Annotated in this window: 10 protein-coding genes; 8 read left to right on the forward strand and 2 right to left on the reverse strand. The window is 64.2% G+C overall.

The window, feature by feature from the left end:
* Nucleotides 1–38 precede the first annotated feature (38 nt).
* The 7 genes from ACYVO6_RS36255 (at nt 39) to ACYVO6_RS36285 (ending at nt 10,589) form a co-directional block, all read left to right on the forward strand.
* The gene (locus tag ACYVO6_RS36255; protein WP_461068841.1) at nt 39–758 is read left to right on the forward strand and encodes a hypothetical protein; all 720 of its coding nucleotides are present in this window, start codon (nt 39–41) and stop codon (nt 756–758) included.
* 165 nt (nt 759–923) lie between these two features.
* A complete protein-coding gene (locus ACYVO6_RS36260) occupies nt 924–5,480 on the forward strand; it encodes an RHS repeat-associated core domain-containing protein (protein ID WP_461068843.1) in 4,557 nt (1,518 codons plus the stop codon).
* 995 nt (nt 5,481–6,475) lie between these two features.
* Entirely contained in the window at nt 6,476–6,997 is a 522-nt protein-coding gene (locus ACYVO6_RS36265) for a hypothetical protein (RefSeq protein WP_461068845.1), read from the forward strand.
* Between the two features lie 266 nt (nt 6,998–7,263).
* Nucleotides 7,264–7,920, forward strand: coding sequence for a hypothetical protein (locus tag ACYVO6_RS36270; RefSeq protein WP_461068847.1), 657 nt, complete (start codon nt 7,264–7,266; stop codon nt 7,918–7,920).
* Between the two features lie 71 nt (nt 7,921–7,991).
* A complete protein-coding gene (locus ACYVO6_RS36275) occupies nt 7,992–8,621 on the forward strand; it encodes a hypothetical protein (RefSeq protein ID WP_461068850.1) in 630 nt (209 codons plus the stop codon).
* A 280-nt stretch (nt 8,622–8,901) separates the two neighbouring features.
* Complete coding sequence (locus tag ACYVO6_RS36280; protein WP_461068852.1) at nt 8,902–9,567, forward strand: hypothetical protein; 666 nt, start codon at nt 8,902–8,904, stop codon at nt 9,565–9,567.
* Nucleotides 9,555–10,589 carry a hypothetical protein gene (locus ACYVO6_RS36285; protein ID WP_461068854.1) on the forward strand — a complete coding sequence of 345 codons (1,035 nt, stop codon included), beginning with the start codon at nt 9,555–9,557 and terminating at the stop codon, nt 10,587–10,589. The genes ACYVO6_RS36280 and ACYVO6_RS36285 overlap by 13 nt, the downstream gene beginning before the upstream one ends.
* A gap of 131 nt (nt 10,590–10,720) precedes the next feature.
* Here ACYVO6_RS36285 and ACYVO6_RS36290 read toward each other — a convergent pair whose 3' ends face one another.
* Both ACYVO6_RS36290 and ACYVO6_RS36295 read right to left on the reverse strand, forming a co-directional pair.
* A complete protein-coding gene (locus ACYVO6_RS36290; protein ID WP_461068856.1) occupies nt 10,721–10,918 on the reverse strand; it encodes a DUF397 domain-containing protein in 198 nt (65 codons plus the stop codon).
* 12 nt (nt 10,919–10,930) lie between these two features.
* On the reverse strand, nt 10,931–11,785 hold the full coding sequence (locus tag ACYVO6_RS36295; RefSeq protein ID WP_461068858.1) for a helix-turn-helix domain-containing protein: 855 nt from the start codon (nt 11,783–11,785) through the stop codon (nt 10,931–10,933).
* Nucleotides 11,786–12,018: 233 nt separating this feature from the next.
* On the opposite strand from ACYVO6_RS36295, the gene ACYVO6_RS36300 reads away from it, so the two are divergent.
* On the forward strand, nt 12,019–12,471 hold the full coding sequence (locus tag ACYVO6_RS36300) for an ATP-binding protein (protein ID WP_461068860.1): 453 nt from the start codon (nt 12,019–12,021) through the stop codon (nt 12,469–12,471).
* The last annotated feature ends 141 nt before the right edge of the window (nt 12,472–12,612 follow it).

The raw sequence follows: 12,612 nt of genomic DNA on the forward strand, positions 1-12,612 counted from the left end.
CGAACGCCCACCCGGCGCCAAATGCGCCAACGGACGAGATGTTCCCAGTCACGTTCGACAACGCCCTGGATGCCGCGTATGCGTCGAAGCCAGAGACTTGCGAGGCCTGTGAAGTGTCAGGACAGACCGTCCCCGTCCCGGAAGAGAGACTTGCCCGCGAGATCTTTGGGCCGCTCGGCGGGATCGTGGAGATCGGCGCGGTTGTTGCCACCGGCACGTGGGCAGTTGCCGAGGCCTCGGTAGGTGAGTTGGTGAGCCGCCGGAGGGATGAGGTGGACCAACTGCTCGCCGCCGTCCGTGAGATCGGTGGATTCAGCGACGTGTCGATGGCGATCGCTGACGAACTGGGGTATCTGCGGGACCACCAGATCACGGCACCGTCTCTGCTCCTCTGGTCCGGCGGCATCGAGAAGCTCTCGCCCCATCGGCTCGAAGCTCTCGAGGAACCGTCGGCGGTGCGGCGCATGTGCTGCATGGGGGCTGATCTGCAACTGGCGCATTTCCTGCAGGCCCTGGTCACCGCCGCCATCGTCGAAGGAAGGGACGCACGCCAGGGCGCGGAAGGGGTCGTCGAGGCTCTCAACAGTGCTGTCGCCCTCGCGGACGATGCGGGGCGGAGTACTGCTGAGGGCACGTTCAGGACGTGGCGGGTCGCTTTTCTGCCGGGCATCCTCCTTCCCAAATCGAGCGCACCGGAGAGCGGCAAGGCAGGCTTTCGGGCCTACGCCTACGCACTGGAGGAACTGTTGGACGCCTGATGCGTCCTATGCCCGGGGCTGAGGCCCTCCTCAGGCTCCTCCCTCCGCTTCCGAGCGTGAGGCGGATCTCGGGCCGGCGAACGCCATCGCCTGGCCGCCGCGTCGTGCGATAGCTTCGCTTGTGCGTACGGTTGTTGCTGGGGCGGACGTGACGGGGGTTGCGGCGTGGTGGGGTTTCGGCCGACGGACTGGCATGTGCTGGACCTGGAGAGGGATCCGACGCCGGGGGATCCGGAGCGGGTGCGGTCGCTGGCCCGGCAGCTGTATGCCTTCGCCGATGATGTGCAGGACGCGTTGCGGCTGGTGAAGGGGATGGCGGACGAGGGTGCCGTCCTGGCGATGGTGGGCAAGACGGCCGAGGTGTTCCGGGAGGAGTTCTCCGGGGTCCCGAAGAACCTGAAGAAGCTGAAGAAGTCCTACGACCTGGCCGGGGACGCCTTGGCGGCGTACTGGCCGAAGCTGGAGCGGGCGCAGGCGCTGGCGGACCGGGCGCTGGTCAGGGGGCGGGAGGCGCAGGCGGATCTGGCGTCGGCCAAGTCGCGGCTGTCGACGGCCGATTCGTGGGTGACCCGGGCGACCAAGGAGGCCGACAAGTACCAGGACGATCCCGGGTCGGCGGGCAAGGATGTGCCGAAGCCGGATGAGTCCAAGGTGCGGGCCGCCACGAGGGATGCGACCAGCGCCAAGTCCGCGCAGACGTCCGCCCAGTCGGATGTCACGGCCGCGCAGAGCGCGCTGGATGCGGCGAAGAAGATGGCGGCGGACGCGCGGCAGATGCGCGAGGACGCCGCCCGGGAGGCGAAGAACAAGCTGGAGGAGGCCTCGGACGCGGGCATCCAGAACCGCGCCTGGTACGAGGAGGTCGGCGACTGGGTCTCCGACAACTGGGACACCATCGTCGAGGTCTGCAAGGTCGTCGTCGCGGTCGTCGGCATCATCGCGATGATCATCGGCGGGCCGATCCTGGGCGCCATCGTGCTGATCGCCGCCCTGGTGGTGCTGGCGGACACCCTCAACAAATACGCGAAGGGCCAAGCCTCGCTATGGGATGTGGGGCTCGCGGCACTGGACTGCATCCCCGGCATGAAGGGCCTGACCACCCTCGGCGGCCTCGCCAAGGGCCTCAAGTCTGCTGGCGCGATGGGTCTCAAGGGCATGGCCGCCGCAGTGCGCGGACTCGGCAAGAGCGCCAAAGGCGCGATCGCTGACGGCGCCAAGGGCGCGTACAACCGCCTCAAGAGCGTTGTCCGCTCCAAGGGCAGTGATCCTGTCGACATGGCCACCGGCGCCATGTATCTGCCGCAGACCGATGTGGAACTTTTCGGCGTTCTGCCGCTCGCCTTCACCCGCCGCGTGGCCTCCGACTACCGCTGCGGCTGGTGGTTCGGCCCGACCTGGGCATCCACCATCGACCAGCGCCTGGAAATCGACGCGGACGGCATCGTCTTCGTCACCGAGGACGGCCTCCTGCTCGCCTATCCCCACCCCACTGGTCCGGAGACCGCGGTCCTACCCGAGGCCGGACCCCGCTGGCCCCTGTACCGCCTGGACAACGGCGACTACCGCGTCGACGACCCGCTGACCGGCCACGCACGACACTTCGCCCTCCGCGCCGACGGCATAGCCCCGATCACGCGCATCGTCGACCGCAACCACAACACCATCGCCTTCGACTACGACGACCATGGCACGCCGCTTGCTCTCCGCCACAGCGGTGGTTACCACCTCAAGCTCACCACCGACGAAGGCCGCGTCACCGCCCTGAGCTTGGCCGACGCCGCCGAGGACGGCTCCGACGTCACGATCAAGCGCTACGGATACACCGACGGCAACCTCACCGAAACGATCAACTCCTCGGGCCTGCCACTGAAGTTCACCTATGACGAGCGCCTGCGCATCACATCCTGGACCGACACCAACAACGGGCGCTACGCCTACACCTACGACGACCTTGACCGCTGTATCGCCGAGGGCGGCGAGGCCGGTCACATCACCATCACCCTCGACTACGACGGCACCGACCCCGCCTGGCCCGACTGCGGCATCACCACCGTCACCACCCCGGAAGGCGCCGTCACCCGCTTCGTCGTCAATGGCAACAGCCAGGTCATCGCCGAAATAGACCCACTCGGCGCGGTGACGAAGACCGAGTACGACGAGCACCACCACGTCCTGTCGCAGACGGATGCACTCGGCCACAGCACACGCTTCGTGAACAACACGAACGGCCAGCCCACCGTGATCTCGCGCCCCGACGGCCGCGAGACTCGGGCGGAATACAACGAACACTGCCTTCCGAGCGCGATCGTCGGCCCTGACGGCAGAACCCACAGCCGGGCATACGACGAGCGAGGCAACCGCACTGCGGTCACTGATCCCACAGGCGGCACCACACACTTCACCTACGACGAGGCCGGCCGCCTCGCGTCCGTGACAGATCCCCTTGGCCATGCCACCACAGTCCATTGCGACCGCTCCGGCCTGCCGGTCGAGATCACCGACCCGCTGGGATCGGTCACACGGTACGAGCGCGATGTCTTCGGCCGACCGAACGGCATCACAGACCCGACGGGCGCTGTCACCCGCCTGGAGTGGACAGTTGAGGGCTATCTGGCCCGCCGTACGGCGCACGACGACACGAGCGAGTCGTGGACGTACGACGGCGAGGGCAACTGCACCAGCCACATCAACCCCATGGGTGCGGTCTCGCGGTTCGAGTACACACATTTCGACCTGCTGACCGCCCGCACAGGTCCAGACGGCGTCCGGTACGAATTCGCCCACGACACGGCACTGCGCCTCACCAACGTCACCAATCCGCAGGGCCTGACGTGGACTTACGAATACGACGCAGCCGGCAACCTTGTGTCAGAGACCGACTTCGACGACCGCACGCTCACATACCGACACGACCCGGTGGGCCGAGTCACGTCCCGCACGAATGCCCTCGGCCAGATGGTCACGTTCGAGCGCAACGCGCTGGGCCAGGTGACGCGCAAGGACGCGGCGGGCCAGGTCACGACGTACGCGTATGACCTCGCCGACCGCTTGACCCAGGCCGCGAACCCTGACGCCACGGTCACCTTCCACTGGGACCGTTTCGGCCGACTCCGCTCGGAGACGGTCAATGGCCGAACGGTGGCGTACACATACGACGAGCTGAGCCGACGCATGGGCCGTATGACGCCCAGCGGCGCGAGCAGCTCGTGGACCTACGACGCTGCGGGCAACCGCACGGGCATGGTCTCGTCGGGGCGGCCGATCGACTTCACCTACGACCGGGCCGGTCGTGAACTGACCCGCACCATCGGCGAGACACTCGCTCTGACGCACACATACGATCCCCTGGGTCGCCTCACCGCCCAAGCGACGACGACCTCTGGTGGGCAGGCCGTCCAGCACCGCGCGTATACCTATCGCGCCGACGGCAACCTGCTCGGAATCGACGACCATCTCTCCGGGTCACGCCGCTTCGACCTGGACGCGGTAGGCCGGGTGACGGCGGTGCACGCGGCGAACTGGACGGAGACGTACGCATACGACGAGACGGGCAACCAGACCTCTGCGTCCTGGCCGACATCCCACCCCGGTCAGGAGGCCGTCGGTGAGCGGACCTACGAGGGCACCCGCATCATGCGAGCGGGCAAGGTCCGCTACGAGCACGATGAGCTGGGCCGCATCGTCCTGAGGCAGAAGACTCGCCTGTCCCGCAAACCGGACACCTGGCGCTATGAGTGGGACGCCGAGGACCGCCTTACGTCGGTGATCACTCCGGACGGCACCCGCTGGTGCTACACCTACGACCCCCTGGGCCGCCGTACGGCGAAACTCCGTGTGGCGGACGACGGCGAAACAGTCGTCGAACGGGTCGACTTCACCTGGGATGGCGCGACGCTCTGCGAGCAGACGACGACCACGCCATCCCTGCCGGGCCCCGTCATCCTCACCTGGGATCACCAGGGCCTGCGCCCCATGGCCCAGACGGAACGCATCACAGCGGCCGAAGCGCCCCAGGAAGAGATCGACTCCCGTTTCTTCGCCATCGTCACTGATCTCGTTGGTGCCCCCAGCGAACTCGTCGATGAACAGGGCGAAGTCGCCTGGCGTTCCCGCAGCACACTGTGGGGTGCCACCGCGTGGAACACCACAGCAGCCGCCTACGCCCCTCTCCGCTTCCCCGGGCAGTACTTCGACCCAGAAACCGGCCTCCACTACAACTACTTCCGTCACTATGACCCGGAAACAGCCCGCTATGTCACCCCCGACCCGCTCGGCCTTGCGCCAGCGCCCAACCACGTCGCCTACGTAACGAACCCGCACACACGAACCGATCCGCTCGGCCTTTCTCCGTACCCCAATGAACATCTTGCCGACCTTCCAGTTCATTCTCGCTACGATAGGTTCTACGTCAGAGCCGGAGAGTTGGTCGACAATAGAATCGCCAGTCATCCACTGACTGATGCACAGATGTTTGGAGGAGAGGTGGCGGGACATGGAGGTGTCAGAAATCTCCCCAATGAGGATTTGCTTCGATTCGGAGGCCCTCAGGGGGATGACCCGATCAGCGGATACCGCGACTGGGCTCCAGGTGACTCAGTGAACTTTCCGGGATCGCAGATACATATCACGGGAGGCCACCACCGGACTGCAGAAATAGTTCGACGGATCGAATCGGGAGAAATGGATCCGGATATCCTAATCGAGTTTGCGATTCGGGGGTGATCGGCGTGAAACAGGTCTGGTTGGATGAAGCGCGGGATTTGGTTGCTGACGTCTTCAATGATGGGGCCTCGGGGGTAGGTAGGGTTTGGGTGTGCGTGAGAAATGCGAATCGCGTCAAATGGGGTGGGTGGATGGGCTGTTGGTCCAGCGAAAATGCGTCACCCGAAGAAGGTGAGGTGAGGAATTTCCTTCGCACGCTGGCTGGCTTCATTGACGACAACGCGTCAGTAGGCCCGAGAGGTCCGGTGCTGACCGAGTATTTTTTCCAGGAGGGCTGGAACACATGGGGCCCTGGAACGCCCAAGGCACTCCTTGAAGTGGCAGCTTCTCAGCCTTCGAACTGCGGATCCCCTTCTCGGATCCAGGACTTCCGGATGGACTGTTGAAAGAAGATTTCCACCCCGTCGAATATGAATACGTTGGCCCTGCGGAGATAAAGGAACTCGTTCGATACGGTACGGGATTTAGAATTGAATCTGCAGAAGACCTCGAAGGTTTCCTCACCTCTCGTGATCGTGACGAACTGAGCGAGCCCTTCACGTTTATCGTGGACCCCTCTGGCGTCCTGCGCTTGGCTCCGCGCAGGTCCGAGCATGTGGCATGCGCTGACGGCGGCCCCGTCCTCGCCGCCGGGGAGATCGGTTTCTCGCGGACTGCGAAAGATGGGAGGTGGGAGGCCACATTTGTCAGTAACCAGTCGACCGGCTACTGTCCCGCAGTCGAGTCTTGGGTGGCAGTCGAGAGAAGTCTCGACCGGGCGGGGATCGACCATGGGTCTGGCTATACTCACAGGATCGTTTTTCGGCGTTGCCCGTCCTGTCGCAACTGGAACACTGTGAAAGACTCATATTTTGTGTGTCTTTTTTGCGACTCTGATCTGCCAGTGCAATGAAATAGTCGGCGGTTCGGGCGGCGCGCTGCTTGGCAGGAGGTGTCGACGATCGGCGATGCGCCACCTCAGAGGGCTTCGAATAACTCAATGGCCGGAGTGAACCATGGCGGATGAGCTACTGAATCTCACGGCGTTCTGTCCGCCTCCGCCAAACCTCAATCCGTCTCGCTGTAAGCGACCGGAGAAAACCATTCCTGGCGATCATGACGATCTGATCGCCGCGTACGGCACCGGGTGTTTCGATGAATTTTTGTGGATCTTCGCGAATGGCGCGGAAAATGCGAATCTTGATATCGATACGAACACCCGTGTAATGCAGTCGATCCTTCGCGGCAAGGACGTACCTGCTCTGCGTCAGGCCCTGAGCCACCACCGTACTGCCCCGGAAGAACTCATTCAATGGGGAGTTACCGATAATGGCGACTCGCTGCTGTGGATTCCCATCTGTGATGCCGAGAGTTGGCCGACAGTTGTCATTCAAGCCGGTCAGCTCGACTTTGTGATCTCAGGCAAGACTTCTACGGGCGTGGTGCTGGGTCTTCTGGCAGGAGCGCTTAGTATTCGTTTCTTCCCTGATGACTTCCCGAGTGATCACCCGGAGTTTTCGATAGATCCCTATGCGTGAAGACGGGCGCTTCAGAACCAGCTTCTCGGGATGGCAGATAACGGTGCAATTTATGTCGGAATGGACGACGTGGCACTGCTGGCGGATACAGCGGACGAGGCACTGGTGAAACTGGCCAAGAGGATCCGGTGACCGGTGACCAGCGCGGCCGACGCCCCTCCCGTCACCCTCGGTGAGGGTGACGGGAGGGGGCCCAGCGTATGCGGCGGTCGATGTCGGTAGCGTTGCCACGCTCGTACGGACCCTCGCCCCACCGGGAGCTGCCAGTGACCTGCCGCCCTACCCTGCTCGCAGCGATCACGCTGACCGCCGCTGCGGCCTTGACGCTGTCCGCCTGTGGCAGTGGTGACAGCGACAGCTCGAAGGACAACGACAAGATCGCGGGTGCCGACACCGGCAGCGAGGAGTCGCCGTCGCCAAGCGGGAGCGCGACCGATGCATTCGATCGCCCTCAGGTCAAACTGCCGTCGGACGTCACGGACAAGTACGAGGACTGGAAGACCGGCGACGACACCAAGGACGCCGTTCTGGCGGACACTGCCAGGCGCATCGACGCGACGAACGATGCCATCCTGCGCGGCGATACCGGCGCGCCGGGCCTCTCGTTCTACTACCGGGACAAGGCGTTGACCGGTGCGGTGGAGTGGGTTCAGGCGTATGTGGACGCCAACCTTTCCTTCACGGGCACGACTCGTTACTACGCCCCTCAAGTCACGCTGTCCGGCGAAAAGTCGGCGTCCGTCGTCTATTGCTCGGACGAGAGCAAGGGTTTCAACAAAGACCGGAAGACGAACAAGGTCGACAAGACGCCTTCGGGCGAAAGCCCCTACGTGCTGTACAACACGCGTCTTGAGAAGAACGGCCAGGGCGTTTGGCAGACCACCAACCTGATCTCGAAGCGGGGGGACAAGAAATGCGGATAGCGTTGCCCCGCTCACATGAACCCTCGCCCCACCGGGAGTTATCAGTGAACCGCCGTCCCACCCTGCTCGCAGTGATCTCGCTGACCGCCGCTGCGGCCGCGACGCTGACCGCCTGCGGCGGCGGCAGCGACAGTTCCAAGGACAACGACAAGATCGCGGGAGCCGATACCGGAAGCGCGAATTCGGCGTCACCGAGTAAGAGCGCGACGGATTCCGGCGAGCGTCCGAAGATCGAGCTGCCGTCGGACGTCACGTACGACTTCCAGTGGAAGAAGACAGGCGATGCGGACAAGGACGCCGTCCTGAACGATGCCGAACAACGCATCAAGGCAGTGGACATGGCCATTGCCAAGCAGGACGCGCTCGACAAGGCGTACATCTTCTACTCCGAGGGGACGGCCGCTGCCGGAAGCGAGCAGTACATCCAGGAGTTCGTTGACCACGAGGCGCGCACTACCGGGATCACGCGGTACTACAACGAGACTGTGGCCATCAAGGATGACGGCACCGCAGCCCTTGTCTACTGCGAGGACCAGAGCAAGGCGTACAACAAGGACTTGAAGACTGGTAAGGCCGAGGTCACGCCGGTGACCGAGAACAGCTACGTGATCTACGCCAGCGTCCTGCGCAAGAACAAGAGCGGTGTCTGGGTTACCGAGCGGATGCAGTCTCAGAGGGGGAGTGCGAAGTGCCAGCCCTGAGGCTAACCGGATCTCCGTCTGTTACTGAGCTGTGTCCGCTTCGTTGAAGATCGAGCCAGGTGCGGACGACGCAATCCGATGGTTTGCACTGGCCAAGGCGGCGGTGGTGCCGTTTCCCGGGATCGCTCAACAGAAGCCTCATGGCTGTCATTTGGTGGGCTTATGGGCGCTTTGAGGCTCGTGCCGAGCTGCCCTCGACGTAATTCGCTCTGGTGTCACCACCGCCGCATCGATAGCGTTACTCCGCTCATGTCAACCCTCGCCCCACCGGGAGTCGTCAGTGAACCGCCGCCCCACCTTGCTCGCAGCGATCACGCTGACCGCCGCTGCGGCTTTGACGCTGTCCGCCTGTGGCGGCGGCGACAGCGACAGTTCCAAGGACAACGACAAGATCGCGGGTGCTGACACCGGTAGCGAGAAACCGGCATCCCCGTCGCCGAGCAAGAGCGCGACGGAATCTGCCGAGCGGCCGAAGATCGAGCTGCCGTCGGACCTCAAGTACACCTTCGAGTGGTCGAAGACCGGCGACAAGGACAAGGACGCGATCTTGTCCGATGCCGAGCAGTCCATCAAGGCGGTGGACCTGGCCATCGCCAACCAGGACCCGCTCGACAAGGCCTATCTCTTCTACTACGAGGGAGAGGCGGCTTTCGCGACAGAGAAGTTCGTCCAGAACTACGTGGACGAAAAAGCCCGGACCACTGGGACATACCGTTATTACGAACCAGTCCTGAACGTCGCCGACGACGGGACGGCTTCCCTCAGCTACTGCGAGGACCAAGGCAAGGCGTACGCCAAGTACCTCAAGACCAACAAGGTCGCGAAGACCAAGGTCACTGCAAAGAGCTACGTCATCTACCACACGTCGCTCAAGAAGAACGACAAGGGCGTCTGGGTGATTCAGGATATCGTGTCTCAGCGGGGGAGTGACAAATGTCAGCCGTGACGCGCAAGTTGAAGATGGGCCCGGCACTAGTTGCCGTCGGCACGCTACTGCCTCTCCTTTTGCTTCCAGGTGCGGCGCATGCTGACGACCTGGATGACACCCTGACTACGGGCCCGAAAGGCAATGCCAGTGACGACGGTACGCTCTCGGCGACGGTCGGCGGCGTCGTCTTCGACCGGTCGAAGAACGGCAGCGGTGAATCCGCCGGAGCCGTCACCTCCACCACGTCGTGGACCCCGCCCCCCTGCTGGTACGCCCCGAAGTACACGCCGGAGCAGCTCCAGAAGACAATGGAACCTGTCTGGGAAGCCGGGTCCACCGGCGGCCAGTGGGACAGCGAACAGCGCAACCGTTATGTCAACGGCGAGCCGTACAAGGACTTCAACAAGGACAAGACCGGCGAGGGCTATTTCTGGGACTCGTACGTCGACGAGGACTACCCGGACGGCTGGGATACGTGCACCGAACCGCCCTTCTGGGTCGACGAGGGCGACCCTCCGCCGGCCAACATCGAGAACGCCGTCACTCCCGAGATCCTCGCCCAGCTCGCGTACGCCGAGATCCAGGTGCCCGGCACCGAGGTGACGCTGGCGCCCGAGGGCACGACCAAGGTCAATCTGCCGACCTGGGCGTGGCTGGATGGTGCCGACTTCAAGCCCGTCTCGGTCACCGCGTCCGTTCCGGTGCTTGGTATCGAGGCGACCACGACCGCGGAGCCGGTCTCGCTGAAGATCGACCCGGGTACTGAGGATGCGGAGACCTACCCCGCCTCCGGCGAGTGCGAGATCAACAACGGCAGGATTGGCGAACCGTACGCCAAGGGCAAGGCTGACGAGACGCCGCCGTGTGGTGTGAAGTACCTGCGTTCCTCGGGCGACGGCTCGTACCCCCTCACGGCCACGGTCACTTGGAAGATCTCGTGGGTCGGCACGGGTGTCGATGCGGAACAGCCTCTCCCGGACGGCGAGTTCGGTGCTGAGCAGGACGTGATCGTGCAGGAGATCCAGGCCGTCAATCGCTGACCGCGGTGACGGACCCATGCTGCGGCCAACTGTCCTCTTCAGAGGGGCGGTTGGCCGAGCGGGGACCATCGGTGATTGGAAGGTTTGGGACTCGGGGAGCGGCGTTTGGGTGTCCCAAAGCTTCCAATCGTTCAGGTGGTGGGTGGGGACGACGGTTGGGTCTTCAGAGTTCGTATCAGCGCACCTAGGCGAGGGCGGGTTGTTAGGAGGACGACCTCGGGTTCGTCGCTTTCGCGGAGGTAGATCGTTCCGGAGGAAGTAGTGGCGATGTAAAGGCAGTTCGAGCCGTCGCCGCTGTACGTGGACTTCTGCCAGTCGATGAGGTGCACAGTTGGTCCCTCTCACGTGTCCCGGATGAGGCGGTGGATGAAGTCGCGTGACTTGGCGGGGCTGAGGGCGCACGACTCCATGCGGTCCAGCACGGAACGGTACTTACTCAACTGTGCCTCCGCGTCGAGGAATTCACAGGCGCCGTGGTGGTTGTCCAGCTGGACGGTGTCGAGTTGCGGGACGGGGCCCTCGACGTAGTCGAATGACTGGCCCGTGGTCGGGAAGTGGTCCGCTCCGAAGGGGACCACCCTGACGGTGACATTGGGCAGCTCGCTCATGCCGATCAGGTGCTTGAGCTGGCCGAGTGTGACGGCAGGGCCGCCGAAACCCATGCGGAGTGCCGTCTCGTGGATGATCGCCGAGTACGGGGGCGGGGCCTGCCGGTGCAGGACGCCCTGCCGCTTGATGCGCAACGTGAGGCGGTGCTCGATCTCGTACTGGCGCATGGGTGGGGCCACTTGCTGGAAGAGGGTTCGGGCGTGGTCCGTTGTCTGCAGCAGGGCCGGGATATGGACGATGAGTGCCGCGCGTAGCCCGGTGGCGTGGTGCTCGAGTTCGGCGAGGTCGATCAGTGCGGCGGGCAGGTGCTCGCGGTACTCCTCCCACCACCCGCGAGTCCGCCGACCCGTCATTGCGACGAGGGCGTCGATGAGCCGGTCGTCCGAGCAGTCGTACACGTTGGCCATGGAGCGGACCCGGTCGGCGCTGATGGGTGTGCGGCCGGTCTCGATCATGCTGACGCGCGCCTGGTTGACGCCGAGCAGCTCGGCGGCGCCGGTGGCTGTGAGCCCGGCCCGTTCACGGAGTTTGCGCAGCTCGGCGCCGAATCTCCGTTGTCGCAGGGTCGGATTGCTGGTGGGCGGCAAAGCGTTTCCTTCCTGGCCGCGACGCGGCGTCCCTTCTCCCTCACACGAGTGAAGCCTGGATGCTTCCTGCGCAAAAGGTTAGATCCATCTAACCACCTGCTCTACGGTAGTCACGTACCGCCCAACTGCCCCCGCCTGTAAGCCGGAAGCGCACCACACCCGTGGCAATGACACCGCCCGGCGCCGCAGTTGAGCGAGCTCAAGTCCCCCTCCTCTTCCTCCCGGAGGCACTCATGGTCACCGTAGCCCCGCCCGGCACCTGGTCGTACGCCCTTCGCCTGCCCCATGACCCCCGCGCTGCACGCGTCGCACGTATGACCGTGCGGGCCGCTCTGAATGGGCACGGTCTGCCCGAACTCATCGACATCACCGAGCTGTTGACCTCCGAATTGGTCACCAACGCCTACCGGCACACCAAAGGCCCCGCTTCCCTGCGGCTGACCGCGCTGGGTGATGAGCGGTTGCGGGTCGGCGTATGGGACAGCAGCCCGCACATCCCCGCGCCTTTCGACAGGCCTCCCGGCGACCGAGTCCCGCCTGCCCCGGCGGACGAGGAAAGTGGGCGCGGGCTGCTCCTCGTGCAGGAGTACGCGAGTTTGTGGGGTGGCTGGCCTCTCGGTGACCGCCTGCTCGGGTGCGGGGCCGGGAAGTTGCTGTGGTTCGAGGTGGGAGGGGGCGGGATGTAGCAGTCGGTGTCCGAGTGATTACAGCTGTTCCGCTGGCCGTAATGAATTTAGGCTAGTGCTGTGACCGCGTATGTTCGCGGGGTTGGTGGTCGTGGCGGTTGGATGTGCGGTGACGTCCGTTCGACCGGTGGAGGCGCGGTG

Source organism: Streptomyces pseudoechinosporeus (genome assembly GCF_054783935.1).